General features: G+C 69.9%; 22 protein-coding genes and 1 other RNA gene. 15 read left to right on the top strand and 8 right to left on the bottom strand.

Annotated features, from left to right (window positions below):
• Positions 1-35 precede the first annotated feature (35 nt).
• Together ACWV14_RS27785 and ACWV14_RS27780 are read right to left on the bottom strand one after the other, a co-directional pair.
• Positions 36-626 (bottom strand): YbhB/YbcL family Raf kinase inhibitor-like protein, encoded by a 591-nt coding sequence (locus ACWV14_RS27785; protein ID WP_454904763.1) that lies wholly within the window; start codon positions 624-626, stop codon positions 36-38.
• A gap of 23 nt (positions 627-649) precedes the next feature.
• On the bottom strand, positions 650-1,006 hold the full coding sequence (locus ACWV14_RS27780; protein ID WP_454904761.1) for a Rieske (2Fe-2S) protein: 357 nt from the start codon (positions 1,004-1,006) through the stop codon (positions 650-652).
• Positions 1,007-1,134: 128 nt separating this feature from the next.
• Between ACWV14_RS27780 and ACWV14_RS27775 the strand changes: the two genes are divergently transcribed.
• From ACWV14_RS27775 to htpX, 9 genes are all read left to right on the top strand, one after another.
• Positions 1,135-2,388, top strand: a complete 1,254-nt coding sequence (locus tag ACWV14_RS27775) for a putative DNA modification/repair radical SAM protein (protein WP_454904759.1) — start codon at positions 1,135-1,137, stop codon at positions 2,386-2,388.
• Between the two features lie 17 nt (positions 2,389-2,405).
• Positions 2,406-3,911: a UdgX family uracil-DNA binding protein gene (locus ACWV14_RS27770; protein ID WP_454904757.1), complete on the top strand. Its 1,506-nt coding sequence runs from the start codon at positions 2,406-2,408 to the stop codon at positions 3,909-3,911.
• Between the two features lie 130 nt (positions 3,912-4,041).
• Positions 4,042-4,776, top strand: a complete 735-nt coding sequence (locus tag ACWV14_RS27765; RefSeq protein WP_454904755.1) for a papain-like cysteine protease family protein — start codon at positions 4,042-4,044, stop codon at positions 4,774-4,776.
• Between the two features lie 98 nt (positions 4,777-4,874).
• Positions 4,875-5,084, top strand: a complete 210-nt coding sequence (locus ACWV14_RS27760) for a YgaP family membrane protein (RefSeq protein WP_454904753.1) — start codon at positions 4,875-4,877, stop codon at positions 5,082-5,084.
• A 3-nt stretch (positions 5,085-5,087) separates the two neighbouring features.
• A complete protein-coding gene (locus ACWV14_RS27755) occupies positions 5,088-5,630 on the top strand; it encodes an RNA polymerase sigma factor (RefSeq protein ID WP_454904751.1) in 543 nt (180 codons plus the stop codon).
• Positions 5,627-6,658: a dihydroorotase gene (gene pyrC / locus ACWV14_RS27750; protein WP_454904749.1), complete on the top strand. Its 1,032-nt coding sequence runs from the start codon at positions 5,627-5,629 to the stop codon at positions 6,656-6,658. Before ACWV14_RS27755 ends, pyrC begins: the two co-directional genes overlap by 4 nt.
• Entirely contained in the window at positions 6,655-7,455 is an 801-nt protein-coding gene (locus ACWV14_RS27745; protein WP_285413575.1) for an NYN domain-containing protein, read from the top strand. The genes pyrC and ACWV14_RS27745 overlap by 4 nt, the downstream gene beginning before the upstream one ends.
• Complete coding sequence (locus ACWV14_RS27740) at positions 7,452-8,213, top strand: DUF3025 domain-containing protein (RefSeq protein WP_454904747.1); 762 nt, start codon at positions 7,452-7,454, stop codon at positions 8,211-8,213. Before ACWV14_RS27745 ends, ACWV14_RS27740 begins: the two co-directional genes overlap by 4 nt.
• 103 nt (positions 8,214-8,316) lie before the next feature.
• Entirely contained in the window at positions 8,317-9,192 is an 876-nt protein-coding gene (htpX, locus tag ACWV14_RS27735; protein ID WP_081271393.1) for a protease HtpX, read from the top strand.
• A gap of 86 nt (positions 9,193-9,278) precedes the next feature.
• Here htpX and ACWV14_RS27730 read toward each other — a convergent pair whose 3' ends face one another.
• From ACWV14_RS27730 to cysK, 5 genes are all read right to left on the bottom strand, one after another.
• The gene (locus tag ACWV14_RS27730; protein ID WP_454904745.1) at positions 9,279-10,265 is read right to left on the bottom strand and encodes a ProQ/FinO family protein; all 987 of its coding nucleotides are present in this window, start codon (positions 10,263-10,265) and stop codon (positions 9,279-9,281) included.
• Positions 10,266-10,315: 50 nt separating this feature from the next.
• The gene (locus tag ACWV14_RS27725; RefSeq protein WP_454904743.1) at positions 10,316-10,939 is read right to left on the bottom strand and encodes a flavin reductase family protein; all 624 of its coding nucleotides are present in this window, start codon (positions 10,937-10,939) and stop codon (positions 10,316-10,318) included.
• Between the two features lie 8 nt (positions 10,940-10,947).
• Positions 10,948-11,511, bottom strand: coding sequence for a VUT family protein (locus tag ACWV14_RS27720; protein WP_422088320.1), 564 nt, complete (start codon positions 11,509-11,511; stop codon positions 10,948-10,950).
• A complete protein-coding gene (locus ACWV14_RS27715; protein ID WP_454904741.1) occupies positions 11,511-13,157 on the bottom strand; it encodes an NAD(P)/FAD-dependent oxidoreductase in 1,647 nt (548 codons plus the stop codon). Before ACWV14_RS27715 ends, ACWV14_RS27720 begins: the two co-directional genes overlap by 1 nt.
• Before the next feature lie 152 nt (positions 13,158-13,309).
• Positions 13,310-14,230 carry a cysteine synthase A gene (gene cysK / locus ACWV14_RS27710; RefSeq protein WP_422088318.1) on the bottom strand — a complete coding sequence of 307 codons (921 nt, stop codon included), beginning with the start codon at positions 14,228-14,230 and terminating at the stop codon, positions 13,310-13,312.
• 96 nt (positions 14,231-14,326) lie between these two features.
• On the opposite strand from cysK, the gene rnpB reads away from it, so the two are divergent.
• The 6 genes from rnpB (at position 14,327) to ACWV14_RS27680 (ending at position 20,049) form a co-directional block, all read left to right on the top strand.
• An RNA gene (rnpB, locus tag ACWV14_RS27705) (RNase P RNA component class A) lies at positions 14,327-14,655 on the top strand.
• A 189-nt stretch (positions 14,656-14,844) separates the two neighbouring features.
• A complete protein-coding gene (locus tag ACWV14_RS27700) occupies positions 14,845-15,309 on the top strand; it encodes a MarR family winged helix-turn-helix transcriptional regulator (RefSeq protein WP_454906095.1) in 465 nt (154 codons plus the stop codon).
• A gap of 3 nt (positions 15,310-15,312) precedes the next feature.
• Positions 15,313-17,445, top strand: coding sequence for an FUSC family protein (locus ACWV14_RS27695; protein ID WP_454904739.1), 2,133 nt, complete (start codon positions 15,313-15,315; stop codon positions 17,443-17,445).
• On the top strand, positions 17,442-17,648 hold the full coding sequence (locus ACWV14_RS27690; RefSeq protein ID WP_237678649.1) for a DUF1656 domain-containing protein: 207 nt from the start codon (positions 17,442-17,444) through the stop codon (positions 17,646-17,648). The genes ACWV14_RS27695 and ACWV14_RS27690 overlap by 4 nt, the downstream gene beginning before the upstream one ends.
• A 14-nt stretch (positions 17,649-17,662) precedes the next feature.
• On the top strand, positions 17,663-18,604 hold the full coding sequence (locus tag ACWV14_RS27685) for an efflux RND transporter periplasmic adaptor subunit (RefSeq protein WP_454904737.1): 942 nt from the start codon (positions 17,663-17,665) through the stop codon (positions 18,602-18,604).
• A 5-nt stretch (positions 18,605-18,609) separates the two neighbouring features.
• The gene (locus ACWV14_RS27680; RefSeq protein ID WP_454904735.1) at positions 18,610-20,049 is read left to right on the top strand and encodes an efflux transporter outer membrane subunit; all 1,440 of its coding nucleotides are present in this window, start codon (positions 18,610-18,612) and stop codon (positions 20,047-20,049) included.
• Positions 20,050-20,067: 18 nt separating this feature from the next.
• Here the strand turns inward: ACWV14_RS27680 and ACWV14_RS27675 are convergent, their stop codons facing one another.
• Entirely contained in the window at positions 20,068-20,613 is a 546-nt protein-coding gene (locus ACWV14_RS27675) for a hypothetical protein (RefSeq protein ID WP_454904733.1), read from the bottom strand.
• Positions 20,614-20,687: the final 74 nt, after the last annotated feature.

The following is a 20,687-nucleotide window of genomic DNA, read 5'->3' as shown; positions in this document are numbered from 1 at the left end:
CGGGAGCTGAATTATTACCCGGCAGGGTGAAGGGATTAGCGGCTGTAGAGGCCCACCACGCTCTGTCCGCCCAGTGCATGGCCCTTGAGCGCGGCCAGCAGCGCGTCGCGTGCGAGGCCGGCGGGCAGGCTGCCCGGCGCCAGATCGGTGGCTACCACGGTCAGCACGTAGTGGTGCGGCCGGTCGCCTACCGGCGGGCACATGCCGCGGTAGGCCGGCGCACCGGCCACGTTCGGGCCCATGGTGAAGTTGAAGTTCGAGCCCGCCTGGCCTTCGCCCGCCTTGAGCTCGCCGCGCTCGGCCGCGATGTTGTAGGCCACCCAGTGCGACACGCCCAGGCCGGCGGCGCCGTCGGGGTCGAACACCAGCACCGCGACCGACCGGGTCTTGGCCGGCAGGTTGCTCCAGGCCACCGGCGGCGAGATGTTCTTGCCGCCGCACTCGCCCGCGCCGGCATGCTCGGCCGGGATGACGCCGTTGTCGGCAAAGGCGCTTGACGTGACTTTCATGCCCGTGAAGGCCTTGCCGGTGCCGGGCGACATGCCGGTGCAGCCTGCCATGAGCCCGGCGAAGGCGAGGGCCGTGACCGACAGGGCGAGGGGGTGAAACCTGGTGTTCTTGCGCATATCGTTCTCCTTGAGGGTTGTCTTTATCCGGCGTGGCCCGGCCATATGCTGCCGTCGGCCTTCTCGTGCACCGCCAGCGGCGTGAGCCGCGCGCCGCGGCATGGGCCGCCGACGCACTGGCCGGTGTCGGGCTCGAAGATCGCGCCATGACGCGCGCACATCAGGAAGCGGCCCGAGCTTTCGATGATCTGCCCTTCGAAGTCGAGCGGTCCGCCCGCGTGGGGGCACTGGTTGATGTAGGCGTACACGCCGTCTTGCCAGCGCACGGCGAAGGCGGGGGCGCCGTTCGGTGCGGTGAACTTGGCCGCCATGCGGTCGTCGGCAAGCGTGGTGGAAATCGGCGTGAGGGTGGGGGCGGGTGCTGTGGGGTCGTCGGTCATCTGGCAGCGAGGGTAGCCAAGGTTTGAAGGAGGCGCAACGCTGCATCGACGCGAGCGGCCCGCTTACAAATCGCAGCCGATGGAATGGCTGAGAACTGTATATTCATACAGTAATTCCGAGGACTCCCGTGGACATCCATCGCAAACTCGCCATCCTTGCCGACGCCGCCAAGTACGACGCTTCCTGCGCATCCAGCGGCTCGCAGCCGCGCGACTCGGTGGGCGGCCGCGGCATCGGCTCCACCGAGGGCGCGGGCATCTGCCACAGCTACGCGCCCGACGGCCGCTGCATCTCGCTGCTGAAGGTGCTGCTCACCAACCACTGCCAGTACGACTGCCTTTATTGCGTCAACCGCGCGTCGAGCAATGTGCCGCGTGCGCGCTTTCGCGTCGAAGAGGTGGTGCAGCTCACGCTCGACTTCTATCGGCGCAATTGCATCGAGGGCCTGTTCCTGTCGAGCGGCATCATCAAGTCGCCCGACCACACCATGGAGCAGGTGGTCGAGGTGGCGCGCGTGCTGCGCGAGGAGCACGACTTTCGCGGCTACATCCACCTGAAGACCATTCCCGACGCCAGCGACGAACTGCTGGCGCGTGCCGGCCGCTATGCCGACCGGCTCAGTATCAACGTCGAGATGCCGACCACCGAGGGCCTGCAGGCGCTGGCGCCCGAGAAGAACGAAAGCGCCATCCGCCGCTCCATGGCGCGGCTGCGCCTGCGCATCGACGACACGCGCGAGGAAGCCCGTCGCGTGGTGCCGATCCGCGCGCTGCCCGGCGCGGCCCCTGCCGCCGCCAGGCCGCCGCCCTTCGCGCCCGCGGGCCAGAGCACGCAGATGATCGTGGGCGCCGACGCCACCGACGACCGCCACATCCTCGCGTCGAGCGCCACGCTGTACGGCGCCTACAAGCTCAAGCGCGTGTATTACTCGGCCTTCAGTCCCATTCCCGATGCGGCCCGCGCGCTGCCGCTGGTGGCGCCGCCGCTGATGCGCGAGCACCGGCTCTACCAGGCCGACTGGCTCATGCGTTTCTACGGCTTCGAGCACCAGGAGATCGTGGCCGCGCCCGACGGCCTGCTGCGGCTTGACGTCGACCCCAAGCTGGCCTGGGCGCTGGCGCATGCCGAGCGTTTCCCCGTCGACCTGAACCACGCCCCGCGCGAAATGCTGCTGCGCGTGCCTGGCCTGGGGGTGAAGGCGGTCGAGCGCCTGCTGCAGGCGCGCCGCGTGCGCAGGGTGCGCGCCGACGATCTGCGCCGGCTGCACGTGCCCTCGCGCAAGGTGCTGCCCTTCGTGGTGGCCGACGGGTACCGGCCGGCGGCGGGAGCCATGGCCGCCGCAGCTCCTGCGGCGCGGCCGGCGCAGGCGGCGCTGTTCTGAGCTGGAGGCAAGCCGCCATGCGCGTACGGCTCGGGAACCCGGTCGACCTCGACGCCTTCCGCCGCGAGGCGCGCCAACTGCTGGCGAAAGGCGTGCCGCCCGACCATGTCGAATGGAGCGACGGCGCGCAGGGCGACGGCGGCGCCGACCTGTTCGCGGACGAGCCCGCCGGCGGCCTGTTCGAGCCCACGCTTTCGCCGCCGCCGGCCGGTGCCGCGCGCCAGCCGGTGCCCGCGTCGTTCCTCGCCCTGTGTGCCGACGTGATCCTGCACCGCGACGCCGGCCGCCTGGCGCTCATGTACCGGCTGCTCTGGCGCCTGGTGCACGAACCGTCCCTGCGGCACGACCCGCTCGACGCCGACATGCTGCAGGCCCGGCAGATGGCCAAGGCCGTGCACCGCGACATCCACAAGATGCGCGCCTTCGTGCGCTTCACGCGCGTGGAAGGCGAGCAGGGCGAGCGCCACGTGGCATGGTTCGAGCCCGACCACCGCATCGTGGAAGCCAATGCGCCGTTCTTCGCGCGCCGCTTCGCGCAGATGAACTGGGCCATCCTCACGCCCGAGCGCTGTGTGGCGTGGGACGGGCAGGCGCTGACTTTCCGCGAGGGTGCCGACCGGCGCGAGAAGCCGCCGCCGGACGCCGGCGAGCAGCTCTGGCTGGTCTACTACGAGAACATCTTCAACCCCGCGCGCCTGAAGCTCGCGATGATGCGCCGCGAGATGCCGACCCGCTACTGGCACAACCTGCCCGAAGCCGCGCTGATCCAGCCGCTGGCCGAAGCGGCGCAGGCGCGCAGCCAGTCGATGATCGACGCGCCGGCCACGCCCGCGCGCCGCATCCGCGCTCCGGTGCCGCTGCACCCGCTGCCGGCCGACCGCGCGGCGCCCGCCAACCTCGATGAACTGCGCGCGGCCGCGCATGCGTGCCGCGACTGTCCCATCGGTGCGCTCGCCACGCAGGCCGTGTGCGGCGAAGGGCCCGCGGGTGCGCAGCGAATGCTGGTCGGCGAGCAGCCCGGAGACCAGGAAGACCTGGCAGGGCGGCCCTTCGTCGGGCCGGCCGGCCAACTGCTCGACCGTGCAATGGCGCAACTGGGCCGGCCGCGCGGCACGGTGTACCTGGCCAATGCCGTGAAGCATTTCAAGTACGAACTGCGCGGCAAGCGCCGCATCCACAAGACCGCGGGCCAGCGGGAGGCCGAGGCCTGTGCGCACTGGCTCGACAGTGAAATCGCACTGGTGCGTCCGCAGGCGCTGGTGGCGCTGGGCGCGACGGCCGCGCGCGCCTTGCTCGGCCGGCCGGTGGCGGTGCAGGCCGAGCGCGGCGCGTGGCTGCACGAGCGCGCCGATGGCCGGCCCGTTTTCGTCACGCTGCATCCGTCCGCGCTGCTGCGGCTGCCCGACGCCGAACGCGCCTCCGCCTACGACCGCTGGCTGGCCGACCTGGCGGGTGCATTCGAGAGTCCCCAAGGCGACAGCGGCGAAATCCACTCGGCCCCGGCGCGAGTACTTGAGCAATAGGCAAGCGTCCCAGCCGGGCGCCGCCGACTACGCCATTCGGCGAGTAGACGCTTGCGGCCCCGGTTTTGACAATTCCGACGCCCGTATTCCAAAGTCCGCGATTAGAACGAGGGGGAAGGAAAGCATGCCGATGACCACGCTCAAACAGGGTTGGCGAGGAGCCGACGTCCGCCGATTGCAGGAGGCACTGAACCGCAAGCTGCAGCCCAGCCCCAGGCTCGCCACCGATGGCGACTATGGCCCGCTCACCCGCGCGGCCGTGCTGCGCCTGCAGGCCGCCCACTGGCTGGTGGAAGACGGCGAGGCCGGCCCCTGCACCCAGAACGTCGCGTTCGACGGCGAGCGCGACGAGCCCATCCTGCACCCGGTCGCACTGATCCCGCCGCCCGCCGCCGCGCTGTGCTGGGCCGCCGGCGTCGCGATGATGACGCGCTCCAACGTGCAGGCGGTGGTCGCGCGCACCCCGGCCGAACTGGTCGCGGCCGACGGCGGGCTGCAGGATTGCGTCGACACGCACGACGCGCAAATGACAGTCGGCCAGCGGGTCGCCGCCGCGCACGGCCTGGAGGTGCGCCCGCCATCGGCGTGGTCGCTGAAGGCGCTGCGCGCGGCACTGCAGAACGGCCCGCTCATGTTCGACATGCTGTGGGGCACCACCCGGGGCGGCTACCCGGCGGGCGCCGGCCGGCCGGGGCACATGGTCGTCATCGCGGGCATCCGCGGCGACGACGACCCGAGCGGGCGAGGCACCACGCTGCGCATCCTCGATCCCTGGCCGCCGCACAAGGGCGCGCGCGCATCGGTCAATTTTTTCAAATGGCTTCAGGGTGCCGGTTCACGCACCTGCCGGGTGTTCCACAAATAGCAAGAGAATTTGCCGATTCCCGCGAACCGTTCGGCGGGTTCGCCGCCTCCTTGTGTCCGAGGGTCTTCCTCGCACAACCAAGGATCGAAGGAATCGCCATGTTCTACGTCAAGAATGTCCCCGGCTGGGAACGCGCGCTGCGCATCGTCATGGGGCTCGCCGGCCTCGCTTTCGCTTTCATGAGCTGGGGCACCGCCTCCGCGGCGGTGGCCGCCGGCCTGATGGGCGCCGTGCTCGCCCTGACCGGCCTGTTCGGCTTCTGCCCGATGTGCGCCATGGTCGGGCGCAAGCCCGTCAAGGAGCGCTGAGCCGTGGCCGCCGGGATCGACCGCACCGACCTCATTCATGCCGCGCAGACCGGCGATCCCGCGGCCATTGCCGGTCTGCTGGCGGTGTGCCAGGCCGACGCGCGCCGTTACGCCTACAGGCACTGCAAAGCCAGCGACATCGACGATGCCGTGCAGGAGTCATTGCTGGTGATCGTGCGCAAGGTCCGGGGCCTGAAGGCGGCCGCGGCCTTTTCGTCGTGGCTGTTCACCGTCATCAGGCGCGAGTGCCTCCGGCTGCAGCGCGCGATGTTCCGGCACGACCCGCTGGACGACGACATGGCCGAGCGGCAACTCGCCAGCCGCACCGACGACGCGCTGCGGCTGGACCTGACGCATGCGCTGGAATCGCTGCCCGCGCACTACCTCGAAGTGGTGCTGCTGCGCGATTTCGAGGAACTGACCATCGCCGAGATCGCCGAAAGGCTCGGCGAGCCCGTCGGCGCCATCAAGAGCCGGCTGCACCGTGCGCGCTCGCTGGTGCGCGAGTACCTGCTGGAGGGCGATGCGACAATTGTCCCGCCATGACAGACACCCTCACGATCACCCGCCCCGACGACTGGCACCTGCACGTGCGCGATGGCGCCGCCCTCGAAGCCGTCGTCCCCCACAGCGCGCGCCAGTTCGGCCGCGCGCTGATCATGCCGAACCTTCGCCCCCCCGTGACCACCGCCGCGCAGGCCGTGGCGTACCGCGACCGCATCCGCGCCGCCGTGCCCGAGGGCCTGGCCTTCGAGCCCGTGATGTCGCTCTACCTGACCGACAAGCTGCCGCCCGAAGAAATCGCGCTGGCGGCTGAAGCCGGCGTGCGCGCTCTCAAGCTCTACCCGGCCGGCGCCACCACCAACAGCGATGCCGGCGTGACCGACATCCGCCACACCTACAAGACGCTGGAGGCCATGCAGAAGCACGGCCTGCTGCTGCTGGTGCACGGCGAAGTGACCGACCCCGCCATCGACCTGTTCGACCGCGAAGCCGTGTTCGTCGACCGCGTGATGATTCCGCTGCGCCGCGACTTCCCCGAGCTCAAGGTGGTGTTCGAGCACCTGACCACCAAGGAAGGCGCCCACTACGTGCGCGACGCCGACCGCTTCACGGCAGCCACCATCACGGCGCACCACCTGCTCTACAACCGCAACGCCATCTTCACCGGCGGCATCCGCCCGCACTACTACTGCCTGCCCGTGCTCAAGCGCGAGACGCACCGCGTGGCGCTGGTGGAGGCCGCCACCAGCGGCAGCGACCGCTTCTTCCTGGGCACCGACAGCGCGCCGCACCCGGCCCACCTGAAGGAACACGCCCTCGGCTGCGCCGGCTGCTACACCGCGCTCACCGCCATCGAGCTGTACGCAGAGGCCTTCGACAACGCGGGCGCGCTCGACAAGCTCGAAGCCTTCGCGAGCTTCAACGGCCCCGACTTCTACGACCTGCCGCGCCACGCCGACACCGTCACGCTCAAGCGCGAAAGCTGGACCGTGCCGGAGACCGTGCCCTATGGCGACGCAACGCTCAAGCCGCTGCGCGGTGGCGAGACGCTGAACTGGAAGCTGGCATGACGCCCACACCGCGCGTGATGCTGCTGATCGACGCCGACAACGTCTCGGCCGACGTGATCGAGCAGGCCGTTCAGCGCACGATGGACGAATACGGCGCCATCCACGTGCGCCGCGCCTATTGCAACGCCGAGATGGCCGTCAACCGGCAGGCGATGTTCAAGCGGCTGTCGGTGCGGCCGATGGTCAACCTCTCGACCGGCAAGAACAGCACCGACATCGCGCTCGCGGTCGATGCCATCGACCTCGTCATCGACGAGCGGCCCGACGTGGTGGTGCTGGTGTCTTCCGACTCCGACTTCGCGCCGCTGGTGATCCGGCTGCGCGAAAAGGGCTGCCGCGTCTGCGGCATCGGCCAGCGGGGCAAGACGGGCGAAGAAACCGTCGGCATCTACGACGCGTTCATGGACCTCGAGCACCACGCCAGCGCGAAGCCCGCGGCCCGCACCGCCACCGCGAAGAAGACGGCCGCTGCCAAGACCGCGCCTGCCGCCAAGAAAACGGCCGCGAAGAAGGCCGCCACCAAGACGGCAGCCCGCAAGAGCAGCACCAAGGCGGCCAAGCCCGCACCCGCGCCGCAACCGCAGACCTCCGAGGCGGCCGAGTTCATCCTGCAGGCCGTGCCCGCGCTGCGCAGCGGCAAGGACGTGCCGCTGAACGACGTGGCGCAGGCACTGCGCGCGGCGGGATTGCTGGGCAAGCACGGCAGCTCGCTCAAGCTGTTCGACAAGCTCACGGCGGAATTCGCGGTGATGCAGCACCCCGACCGCATCCGCTGGACGGACGCGCCAGCGTCTTGACCCTGCCGGCGGTCGACTGGGCGCAGCCCTGGCTCGCGCCCTACCGTGTCCATGGCCAAGCCGTGGCGCAGGCCGCTTCGGCGCATGGCTCGGTCGCCGCAGCGCTGCGGGGCGCCAGGCCTGCCCATGCACCCGTGCCCGACTTCGTGCAGCAGCTTGCGCTGCCTGCCGGCCAGGCCTACGAGGCCCACATCTTCCAGACCCGCACGGTGCCCACGCGCGACAACCTGCACGACTTCTTCAACGGACTCGTCTGGCTCGCGTTTCCGCTGGCCAAGCGCCGCCTCAACGAGTTGCAGGCGGGCGAGATCGCGCGCCACGGCGTCGCGGCGGTGCGCGGTCCCTTGCGCGACGCGCTCACGCTGTTCGACGAGAACGGCGCCGTGCTCGACGCACCGCCCGCGCTGTGGCAGGCGCTGGTCGCGCGCGACTGGCATACGCTGTTCGTCGCGCGGCGCGAGTTGTGGGCGCAGGCGCGACTGCTGGTTTTCGGCCATGCGCTGCTCGAAAAGCTCGCCGCGCCGCGCAAGCCGATCACCGCGCACGTGCTGCTGACGCACGAGGCGGCGGGCGCCGTGGCTTTCGACGACGCGCGTATGGCGCAGGCGCTCGACCCGGCGCGGCTCCAGCGCAAGCCTTTCGTGCCGCTGCCGTTGCTCGGCGTGCCCGGCTGGTGGCCCGATAACGAGGCCGCGTCTTTCTATGACGACCCGCAGGTTTTCAGGCCTTTGCCGGAGCGGGGAATACACGGGCGCTAGAACTTTTGCTCCTATCATGGTTGCCACCTCCATGCAGCGCACGGGTTGAAGTGAGCCCCGCGGCCCTTATCTGGATGGAAGCGTTCCCCACGGAGAATTCAACTTGAAACGTATCCTTCTGTTCGTCCTGACCAACGTGATGGTCGTCGCGGTGCTCGGCGTGGTCGCCAGCCTGCTGGGCGTCAATCGCTTCCTCACCGCCAACGGGCTCAACCTCACGGCGCTGCTCGGCTTTGCGCTGGTGATGGGTTTCGGCGGCGCGATCATCTCGCTGCTCATCAGCAAGCCCATGGCCAAGTGGACCAGCGGCCTGCACATGATCGACAACCCTCAGACGCCCGACGAGGCCTGGATCGTCGGCACGGTGCGCAAGTTCGCCGACAAGGCCGGCATCGGCATGCCCGAGGTCGGCATCTTCGAAGGCGAGCCCAATGCCTTCGCCACCGGCGCGTTCAAGAACTCGTCGCTGGTGGCGGTGTCCACCGGCCTGCTGCAGAACATGACGCGCGAAGAGGTCGAGGCCGTCATCGGCCACGAGGTGGCGCACATCGCCAACGGCGACATGGTCACCATGACCCTGATCCAGGGCGTGATGAACACCTTCGTCGTGTTCCTGTCGCGCGTGATCGGCTATGCGGTCGACAGCTTCCTGCGCCGCGGCGACGACCGCAGCTCGGGCCCCGGCATCGGCTACTACGTGAGCACCATCGTGCTCGACATCGTGCTGGGCTTTGCCGCCGCGATGGTGGTGGCCTGGTTCTCGCGCCACCGCGAGTTCCGCGCCGACGCCGGCGCCGCCGCGCTGATGGGCCAGAAGCAGCCGATGATCAACGCGCTCGCGCGCCTGGGTGGCCTGCCGGCCGGCGAACTGCCGAAGGCTGTGGAAGCCATGGGCATCACCGGCAGCATGGGCAAGCTGTTCGCCACGCACCCGCCGATCGAAGAGCGCATTGCCGCGCTGCAGAACGCGCAGCGCTGAACGAACGAGGGGCGGCAAATGCCGCCCCTGCCAGTCGATCTATCTTTTTTGCAGCGCCACCTTCGGGTGGCGTTTTTTTTGGGTGCTCAGTCGGCGCTGGGCGCGGGCGCTGCTTCGGGCTCGGCACCGGATTCGGCGACCGGCTCTGCGGCTGCAGCCGCAGCAGCCGCAGCTTCCGCAGCCGCCTGTGCCGCCTTCTGGTCGTTGCGCACGCGTTGCAGCGTGCGCGTCACCTCGCCGTGCTTCATGCCGTACATGTCGGCGAACTCCTGCTCGGTGCGTCCGCTGGCCTCGAAGGCGCGCAGCAGCGCTTCGCGCTTGGCGGCCTGCTGGGCGAGTTCGGCCAGGGCTTCGTCGACCACGGCGTTGTTGTTCTGGTCGCGCGAGCGCACCAGCACCGCATAGGCTTCGCGGTCCAAGCCCGATGCTTCGATGGCCTTGGCGATGCGCGCCACCAGTTGCGGGCGCAGGTCTTCGCCGCCCGGGTTGCGTTGCTGGCGGCGGCGGTGCAGCTCGAGGATGGCGTGGTGCACATGCTCGGGCGCGACCGGGTCGAGCGCATTGCCGTCGAGGTCGTGGCGGGCCAGGCCGGCGGCCACGGCCTCGAGGTAGCGCGTGGAGCGCGCATGCTGGCCCATCGCGATCTTCAGGTCTTCGGCCTTGAAGTCCTCGGGGTGGCGCGCCAGCAATTCTTCGTACACGCCGAGCTTCAGCGGCACGAAGCGCGCGCCGAAGAGTTGCGGGTACAGCTCGAACAGGCGTTCCAGCACCGGGCTGACCTTGCGCGGGGCGCGCTGCGGCTGTTGCTGCTGTGGCGCCTGCGCCTTCTGTTGCTGCTGCTGGCGGGGCTGCTGCGGGCGCTGGTTGCGGCCGCCGCCGTTCTTCTGCCGGCGCGGGCGCGCGTCCTGGCGCGGCTGTTGGGGTGGTTGCTGCTGCCGAGCGGGTGCTTCGGCGGTGCCCGTGTCCGCGTCTGCGCCGGTCTTCAGCTGCTTCAGCTGGTCGGCCATGTCCAGTTGCTGGCGCCGGGGAGGGCGTGCGTTCGTCTTCGGGGTGGCGGTGGAAGCGTCGGTCATGCGGGGGCGCGGTGGAATGAAATGGAAAAAAGAATGCCGGCGGTGCGCGTTCAGCGCGGCCGGAACATTCTGAAGAGATTGTCGGGGCTGACTTCGAAATAGTCGGCAGGCCCGCCGCCGCGCAGGATGGGCTGCGCCGCGGCGGTGTCGTAGATGCCGTCCTTCAGCAGGCGGCGCGCGATGTGCACGCCCACCACTTCGCCGAGGATCAGCCAGGTCTGCACCGGCACGCCGTCCACGCCTTCGAGCTGCAGGATCTGCGTGAGCCGGCATTCGAAGGACACGGGGCTTTCGGCCACGCGCGGCACGGCGATGGTCCGCGAGGCGGCGGTCTGCAGGCCGGCCAGTTCGAACTCGCTCACCTCGGGCGGCACGGCCGCGCAGGAGCGGTTCATCTGCTCGGCCAGCGGGCGCGTCGCCAGGTTCCAGCCGAACTCCCGCGTCTGGCGGATGTTGTGCAGGCTGTCCTTGGCGCCGATGCTCGCGAAGCCGACGATGGGCGGCGTGTAGTTGAAGGCGTTGAAGAAGCTGTAGGGCGCGAGGTTGAGCACGCCGTTCTCGTCCTGCGACGAGATCCAGCCTATGGGGCGCGGCCCGACCATCGCGTTGAACGGGTCGTGCGGCAGGCCGTGGCCCTTGGCGGGCTCGTAGAAGTGGAAGTCGTCGTTCGCCATCGATGTCCTCAGTGGCTCAGGGCCGATGCACGCGCGGCCTGCCGGCCGATCAGCAGCCGGAACGGCAGCAGCATCAGCACGCCGACGCCCAGCTTCACCGCCAGGTCGCCGAGCGCCCAGGTGAGCCAGGGGCCGTCGGTGCCCGCGAAGGCGATGCCCCAGAACACGATGCTGTCGAGCACCGCGGCGATCACCGTGGCCACCAGCGGCGCGCGCCACCAGAGGCCGCGCCGGAGCCGGTCGAACACGCCGATGTCCAGCAGCTGCGAGGCGATGAAGGCCAGCCCCGAGGCCGCGGCGATGCGCACCGGCGCGAGCAGCAGCGACACGCCCACGGCGACCGCAAAGCCCACCCACGCCACGCGCCGCGCCATGCCGGGACCGAAGCGCCGGTTGACCAGATCGCTCACGAGGTAGGCCACCGGATAGGTGAAGGCACCCCAGGTCAGCCAGTCGTTGATGGCGAACTGCACCAGGATGTTGGAGGCGAGCACCACCGCGGCCATCGCCAGCGTGCCGGCGATCAGGTGGCCCGTCGTGGGCAGCTCGAAGGAGGTGGTGGCCTGCCGCATCAGACGCTCGCCGTTCGTTCGCGTTCCGACTCTGCCAGCACGCTGTGCGCCACGGCCTCGGCCACCTTGATGCCGTCCACGCCGGCCGACAGGATGCCGCCCGCGTAGCTCGCGCCTTCGCCGGCGGGGTAGAGGCCGCGCACGTTCAGGCTCTGGAAGTCGTCGCCGCGCGTGATGCGGATAGGCGACGAGGTGCGCGTTTCTACGCCGGTGAGCACCGCGTCGTGCGTGTCGAAGCCCTTGATCTTGCGGCCGAAGGCGGGAAAGGCCTCGCGCATCGCCTCGATGGCGTAGGCGGGCAGCGCCTTGTGCAGGTCGGTCGGCGTGACGCCCGGCTTGTACGAAGGGATCACGCTGCCCAGTGCCGTGGAAGGCTTGCCCGCGATGAAGTCGCCCACCAGCTGGCCGGGCGCGCGGTAGTCGCCGCCGCCGAGCACGAAGGCATTGCTCTCCAGCTCGCGTTGCAGCGCGATGCCGGCCAGCGCGTCGCCGGGGTAGTCGCGCGGGTCGATGCCCACCACGATGCCCGCGTTGGCGTTGCGCTCGTTGCGCGAGTACTGGCTCATGCCGTTGGTGACCACGCGGCCCGGCTCGCTGGTGGCCGCGACCACGGTGCCGCCGGGGCACATGCAGAAGCTGTAGACCGAGCGGCCGTTGCTTGCGTGGTGCACCAGCTTGTAGTCGGCCGCGCCCAGCAGCGGGTGGCCCGCATGGCGGCCCCAGCGCGCGCGGTCGATCAGGCCCTGCGGATGCTCCACGCGGAAGCCGATGGAAAAGGGCTTGGCCTCGATGTGCACGCCGCGCTTGTGCAGCATCTCGAAGGTGTCGCGCGAGCTGTGGCCCAGCGCCATCACGACGTGGTCGGCGCGCAGTTCGCTGCTCTGGCCGGTCGTCTGGTCGAGCACGGTGAGGCCGCGAAGGTGGCCGTCTTCGATGTGCACGTCGGTCACGCGCTGCTCGAAGCGGATCTCGCCGCCCAGCGCCACGATCTGCTCGCGGATGTTCTCGACCACCTTCACCAGCTTGAAGGTGCCGATGTGCGGATGCGCGACGTAAAGAATTTCTGGCGGCGCGCCGGCCTTCACGAACTCTTCCATCACCTTGCGGCCGAGGAAGCGCGGGTCCTTGATCTGGCTGTAGAGCTTGCCATCGGAGAAGGTGCCGGCGCCGCCTTCGCCGAACTGCACGTTCGACTCGGGGTTGAGCACGCTCTTGCGCCACAGGCCCCAGGTGTCGCGGGTGCGCTGGCGCACGGTCTTGCCGCGTTCGAGCACGATGGGCTTGAAGCCCATCTTCGCGAGCATCAGCGCCGCGAAGATGCCGCAGGGGCCGAAGCCGATGACCACTGGCCGCGACGTGCCCTCTGGGGCATTGGCCGGCGGGGTGTAGCGCATGTCGGGCGCGCCCTGGATGTGCGGATGGCCCGCGTGCTTGGCGAGCAGGCTGGCTTCGAGCTTCGCATCGGCCAGCTGCACGTCGCAGATGTAGACCGTGAGCAGTTCGACCTTGCGCGCGTCGAAGCTGCGCTTGTAGACGGTGTGGGAGGCGATCGCGTCGAGCGGAACGTCGAGCGTCCTGGCGATCAGTGCGACCAGCGCGTCGGGCGCGTGGTCGAGCGGGAGTTTGAGTTCGGAGATTCTCAGCATGGCGTGGGGCTTGTGACTATCAAGCAGCCGGCCATTTTAGCTTCCCCGTTTCGGGAACACCGCGGAACCGGCTTCGCCGGGCCGCTGGTGTTGCCCCCGGAAGGGGGGTGGCGAAGCGACACGAAGTGCGCGCAGCCTGGGGGCGAGCCAAGTTATGCGGGCAGGAAGCCTTCTACCGACAAGTACCGCTCGCCGGTGTCGTAGTTGAAGCCCAGCACCACCGCATCGGGTGCCAGCGAGGGCAGCTTCTGCGCGATGGCCGCGAGCGTGGCGCCCGACGAGATGCCGACCAGGATGCCTTCCTCTTGCGCGCAGCGGCGGGCCATTTCGCGCGCCGGTTCGGCGTCGACCTGCAGCACGCCGTCGAGCAGCGAGGTGTCCAGGTTCTTGGGGATGAAGCCCGCGCCGATGCCCTGGATGGGGTGCGGTGCCGGGGCGCCGCCGGAGATCACGGGCGAAGCCACCGGCTCCACCGCGAACACCTGCAGCTTCGGCCACTTCTTCTTGAGCACCTTCGCCACGCCGGTGATGTGGCCGCCCGTGCCCACGCCGGTGATGAGCACGTCGATGCCGTCAGGAAAGTCGGCCGCGATTTCCTCGGCCGTGGTGCGCACGTGCACGTCGACGTTGGCGGGGTTGTTGAACTGCTGCGGCATCCACGCGCCGGGCGTGCCGGCCACGATTTCCTCGGCACGGGCGATGGAACCCTTCATGCCGTTGGCGCGCGGCGTCAGGTCGAAGGTGGCGCCGTAGGCCAGCATCAGGCGGCGGCGTTCGATGGACATGCTGTCGGGCATCACCAGGATCAGCTTGTAGCCCTTGACGGCCGCCACCATGGCCAGGCCGATGCCGGTGTTGCCCGATGTGGGCTCGACGATGGTGCCGCCGGGCTTGAGCGCGCCGCTCTTCTCGGCGTCTTCGACCATCGCGAGCGCGATGCGGTCCTTGATGGAGCCGCCGGGGTTGGCGCGCTCGGACTTGATCCACACCTGCTGCTTCGCATTGCCGAACAGGCGGTTGATGCGCACGTGCGGCGTGTTGCCGATGGTCTGGAGGATGTTCTGGGCCTTCATGGGAATCTCCTTGGATCGATGCGTTTGTCGGACGGACAGCGCGCATTGTGAGACCAGCCCGAAGGCACGCCCGGGCAGAGGCGATAATCGAGCCGTGAAGCACGCCAGACCGCCGCTGGTGCAAGTGCCGAAAGGCCGCACTGGAGGAACGTCCGGACTGCACAGGACAGCGCAGGAGTTAACGACTCTCCACCGTGAGGTGAGGATCAGAGCAACAGAGACGAGCCGATTGAGTTCGGGTGAAACGGGCAATCTCTGCGCGCAGCAACACCAAGTAGGCCAGTATCGAGGTGGTTCCGCTGAGCTGGCGGGTAGGTGGCATCGAGCCGTTTGGTGACAAACGGCCCAGAGTAATGGCGGTCACGCCGGAGGTTTCGCAAGAGGCCTCCGGTGCACAGAATCCGGCTTATCGGCGAGCTTCACACTTTTCTTCCTTTCCCCTTTTTTCGCGCTCTTGCGCCCTCGGCCCTGGCCAGGGGCGGGCGTAAGCCTTGCCGCCAGCAGGGATTGGTAGTTACCCGTACAATCGATAGCATGCTAATTAATAGCCGGCTATCGTGACCAACCCGACCACCCCCCAACCGACGCGTGAACCGACGCGCGAACAGGCGCTGATGCGCCTCGGCACGTCGCTCGCGGTGCTGCAGCGCGGCTACCGTGCCGCGGCCGACAAGGCGGTGGCGCACGTCGGCGTGTCGCAGACGCTGGCTTACCCGATCGTGATGCTCGGGCGCATGAACGGCGAAGTGCGCCAGGGCGTGCTGGCCGAGGCGCTGGGCATCGAGGGGCCCTCGCTGGTGCGCTCGGTCGACCAGCTGGTGGAAGCCGGCCTCGTCGAGCGACGCGAAGACCCGGCCGACCGCCGCGCCAAGACCCTCCATCTCACCGAAGCCGGCAAGGCCGTCTGCGAGCCCATCGAGGCGGCGCTGTCGCTGATGCGGGTGTCGCTGTTCGACGGCGTGCCCGACGAAGACGTTGCCGCCTGCCTGCGCGTGTTCTCGGTGCTCGAAGAGCGCATGGGCGTTCGCGCCGTGCAGAGCCTGCCGCCGCAGCAGCCATCGCAGGAAGGGCGCAGGTAGTCGATGTCCGCGTTCAGCCTGCCGCGCTTCAGCCGCGCGGAGCTTCTCTTTTCCGCCAAGAGCTTCGCCGCCGCCATGCTGGCGATGTACCTTGCCAGCCGCGCCGGCCTGCCGCGCCCGTTCTGGGCGCTCATGACCACCTACGTCGTCGCCCATCCGCTGGCCGGCGCGGTGCGCTCCAAGGCGGTGTACCGCTTCTGCGGCACGCTCATCGGCAGCACCGCAACGGTGCTGCTGGTGCCCGCGCTGTCCAACGCGCCCGAGCTGCTGACGCTGGTGCTCGCGCTGTGGGTCGGGCTGTGCCTGTGCATCTCGCTGTTCGACCGCACGCCGCGCTCCTACGTGTTCATGCTCGCTGGCTACACGGCCGCGCTGATCGGCTTTCCTTCCGTGCAGACGCCGCTCGCGCTGTTCGACACCGCCGTGTCGCGCGTCGAAGAAATCGGCCTGGGCATCTTCTGCGCCACGCTGATCCACAGCCTGGTGCTGCCCGCGGGGCTTGCGCCGACCGTGCTGGGCCTGCTCGACCGCACGCTGCTCGACGCGCGCAAATGGCTGGGCGACCTGCTGCAGCCCGCCGCCCGCAGCGGCGGCAATGGCAATAACGGTGGCGATCCCAAGCGCCTGGACGACGACCGCCGCCGCCTCGCCGGGGACATCACGCAGCTGCGCCTGCTTTCCACCCACGTGCCCTTCGACACCACGCACCTGCGCTGGACGGCCGGCGCCATCCGCGCGATGCAGGACCGCGTCGCCGCGCTCACGCCCGCGCTGTCCGCCGTCGAAGACCGCCTGCAGGCGCTGGTGCAGGCCGAAGGCCGGCTCGCCCCCGATGTGACCGCCGTGCTCGCGCAGGCCGCCCAGTGGCTGCGCGAAGAGGCCGAGCCCACCGGCGGCGATGCGGCAACCCGCACCGGGCGCCTGCAGGCCCTGCGCCGCGCCATCGACACGCTGAGCGCCACGCCCGCGAACGCGCAGCAACAGACTTCGTGGGGCCGCGCGCTGCGCATCGGCCTCGCGGGGCGGCTCGAAGAACTCGTCGACGGCTGGACCGCCTGCGCGCAACTGCGCCAGGACATCGACGATGGCCTGAAGGGCGCCGCGCCGCTGCGCCGCACCGCCGCGCTCGGCAGCCGCGTGCTGCACCGCGACTACGGCATGGCACTGCTGTCGGCGCTGGCCGCCGTCATCGCCATCTGCCTGTGCGGCGCGTTCTGGATCCTCACCGGCTGGCCCATGGGCTCGGCCGCGACCATGATGGCCGCCGTCTTCTGCTGCTTCTTCGCCACCATGGACGACCCGGTGCCGGCGATCCACGGCTTCCTGAAATGGACGCTGTGGTCCGTTCCGATCTCGGCGCTCTACGTGCTGGTGCTCATGCCCCTGGTGCAGGATTTCGGCATGCTGGTGCTGATCTGCGCGCCGCTCTTCCTGCTGCTGGGCCTGTACCTGCCGCGCCCCACGCATTTCATGGCCGCGATGGCGCTGATCTTCGGCGTGTGCGGCACGCTCGCGCTGCACGACACCGCGAGCTCCGACCTCGTGAGCTTCATCAACAGCATGATCGGCCAGATCGTCGGCGTGGTGGTCGCGGCGCGCGTCACCCGGCTGGTGCGCTCGGTGGGCGCCGACTGGAGCGCGCGGCGCATCCAGCGCGCCACCTGGCGCGAACTGGGCGACATGGCCGCGTCTTCGCAGCCGCAGTACGCGCAGAGCGACGCCTATGCCGTACGCATGCTCGACCGCATCGGCATGCTGGCGCCGCGCATCGCGCAGGCTGGCGGCACCGTCGAAGGCGTGGCCGCGAACGACGCGCTGCGCGACCTGCGCATGGGCGCCGACATCGCCGTGCTGCAGCGCGTGCGCACGCAACTGCCGATGAGCACCTCGGCCGCGCTGCTGGGCGGCATCGCACGCTTCTTCCGCCAGTGCGGCGAAGGCCGCATGAACCCGCGTCCGGCCGAGTTGCTGCCGCAGATTGACGAAGCGCTCAACGCGGTACTCGATGCGCCGGCTTCGGGTGCGCCCGCCGCTTCGCGCTCGGCAGTCACCGCGCTGGTCGGCCTGCGCCGCAACCTGTTCCCCGACGCGCCGCCCGTGCTGGCCGGCGCACCCATTCAAGGAGCTTCCGCATGATCGGCGAAGCAAGTTTCTACGGCCTGTACCTGCCCTGGATCATGGTGCTGGCCCTTGGCGCGCTGCTGGCGCTGTGGGCGGTGCGCCGCCTGCTGGCCGCCACCGGCGCCTACCGCTGGGTGTGGCACCCGGCGCTGTTCGACATGGCGCTGTACCTGCTGCTGCTCTACGCGCTGAGCCGCGTCTCCTCCTACTTCCAATAAATAACGAGATTCCAATGAAAGCCGCCCGTTCTTCTTCCGACAACCCCTGGGCCCCGCGCCTGGGGCGCGTTCTCTTCACCGTGCTCGTGGTGGCCGCCGCCGTCTGGGCCGGCCTGCGACTGTGGGACCACTACGAGCTTGCGCCGTGGACGCGCGACGGCCGCGTGCGCGCCAACGTCGTGCAGATCGCGCCCGACGTGTCAGGCCTCGTCACCTCCGTGCCGATCCGCGACAACCAGTCGGTGGCCGCCGGCACGCTGCTGTTCGAGGTGGACCGCGCGCGCTACGACCTCGCCGTGCGCCAGGCGCAGGCCGCGCTTGCCGCGCAGCGCGCCATGAGCGCGCAGGTGCAGCGCGAGAACGCGCGCAACGTTGGCCTCGACGACCTGATCTCGAAGGAGTCGCGCGAGCAGACCCGCTCGCGTGTCGAGCAGATGCAGGCGGCCGTCGCGCAGGCCGAGGTGGCGCTCGATTCGGCCCGCCTCAACCTGCAGCGTGCCGAAGTGCGCGCGCCCACCGGCGGCCTCGTCACCAACCTCGACCTGCGCCAGGGCAGCTACGCCGCGGCGGGCCGCCCGGTGCTCGCGCTGGTCGATGCGCAGTCGTTCTACGTCGAAGGCTATTTCGAGGAAACCAAGCTGCCGCGCATTCACCTCGGCGACCGCGTGCGCGTCACGCCCATGGGCGGCGGCGCGGTGCTCGAAGGCGCGGTCGACAGCGTGGCCGCCGGCATTGCCGACCACGACCGCTCCACCAGCGCCAACCTGCTGCCCAGCGTGAACCCGACCTTCAACTGGGTGCGGCTCGCGCAGCGCATTCCGGTGCGCATCAAGCTCGATCCGCTGCCGCAGGGCGCGCGCCTCGTCGCGGGCCAGACCGTCACGGTGCAGGTGCTGGAGAACAAGCCGGCGCGCAACGCAGCCGCATCGGCCACCGTGCCGCAGCAGAAGGGATGAACGACATGACCAGCTTCGCATTCCGCCTCGCATCGCTGGCCGTTGCCGCCGGGCTCGCGGCCTGCGCGGCGGTCGGCCCCGACTACCACCAGCCGCCCGAGGCGCTGGCCAGCCAGAGCGCCGCCGGCAAGCCCTTCGCCGAAGCGCCGGCCGACGCCGCGCCGCTGCCGCCGCACTGGTGGCGGCTGTACCACGACCCGCTGCTCGACAAGCTCGTCGAACAGGCGCTCGCGCACAACACCGACCTGCGCCAGGCCGTGGCCAACCTCGAGCGCGAACGCGCCATCGAAGACGAAGTGGCCGGCGCCAAGTACCCCAGCATCGGCGTGAACGGCGGGCCTTCTTACGGCCACGTGTCGGGCCTGTCGCTGCTGCAGAAGGGCTACGAGCCGCCGAACACCTTCAACTACAGCGCGGGTGCTTCGCTGTCCTACCAGCTCGATCTGTTCGGCCAGATCCGCCGCGCCATCGAGGCTTCGCAGGCCAGCACGCAGGCGGCCGAGGCCGCGCTCGACCTGGTGCGCGTGAACGTCGCTGCCGGCACCGCGCGCGCCTATTCCGAAGCCTGCTCGACCGGCCTGCGCCTGCAGATCGCGCAGAAGTCGGTGTCGCTGCAGCAGGACGCGGTGAACGTCACCGATCGCCTGCAGCGCGCGGGCCGTGCCGGCGCCATCGACGCGGGCCGCGCGCGTGCGCAACTGCAGCAGCTGAACGCCGCGCTGCCGCCGCTGAAGGCCGAGCGCCAGGGCGCGCTCTACCGCCTTGCCACGCTCACCGGCGCGCTGCCGCAAGACTTTCCGCGCGAGGTGGCCGACTGCACCGTGCCGCCGCGCGTGGCCGGCGTGCTGCCGGTGGGCGACGGCGCCGCGCTGCTGCGCCGACGCCCCGACATCCGCCAGGCCGAGCGCAGCCTTGCCGCATCGACCGCGCGCATCGGCGTGGCCACGGCCGACCTCTATCCGAAGATCACGCTGGGGCTCTCGGGCTCCTCCGTCGGCCATGCCGACGGCTTCGGCCGAAAGGACACCTTCGCCTGGAGCCTGGGCCCGCTGATCTCGTGGACGGTGCCCAACACCGGCGTCGTGCAGTCGCACATCGCACAGGCCGAGGCCGGCACCCGCGCCGCGCTCGCCAAGTTCGACGGCACCGTGCTCACCGCACTGCGCGAGACCGAGACCGCGCTGGCCACCTACGCCCGCGAACTCGACCGCCGCGCCGCCCTGCAGGCCTCGCGCGACGAAAGCGCGAAGGTCGCCGCGCAGGCGCGCCAGCTCTACCAGAACGGCCGCACCGGCTACCTCGATTCGCTCGACGCCGAGCGCTCGCTGGCCGCCAGCGAAGCCGCGCTCGCGGCCAGCGAGGCGCAGCTCTCGGACGACCAGGTGGTGCTGTTCATGGCCCTGGGCGGCGGCTGGGAAACCGACACCGCCACCACGAAGCAATGACCGCCGCCGCCGCGACGCTCAGCGCGTGAAGAGCCAGCCGCCCTTGGGCTGGCGCATCAGCTCGTGCCGCTTCACGGTGTGTTCCTCGCCGTCGTCGCCCACGTAGACCACCTCGAAGCGCAGCAGCTTCGGCGAGACCATCTTCCAGTTCTGGATGCGCTTGACCGTCACGCAGGAGGTCTTGTCGTGGAACTGCATCTCCGTCATCGGGCCGCCCTGGAAGCCGTTGCCATCGAACAGGCGGCCCGGCGCGGCAAAGGGGTTGAGCACCGCGCCGTTGTGCGCGGTGATGCAGCCCTCGGTCCGCACGAAGGACTCGATGGTCGGCGACGCGCTGCGCACCACCTTGCCCACCGCGGGGCTCGGCGCCTTGCCGCCGATGGCCTCGCGGATGCGCTCGACCTGTTCCCCGGTGATGGGGGCGAGGCCGTCCTTCGAGATCACGGGTGGCGGTGGCGGGGCCGCCGGTGCCGGCGGCGGAGCGGGTGAGAAGTAACCGCAGCCCGTCACCAGTGCCAGCGGCAAGGTGAGGGCAAGGGCGGCGCTCGGTGATCCGAACTTCATGGCTGAGTCTCCTGTCGGCGGCGCTTTGAGGCCGCAGGCTGAAAATTGCAGGCCGCGAACATGCGGTGCATCGT

This window comes from Variovorax durovernensis, from assembly GCF_977011995.1.
This window is presented reverse-complemented; position numbering and strand designations above follow the sequence as displayed.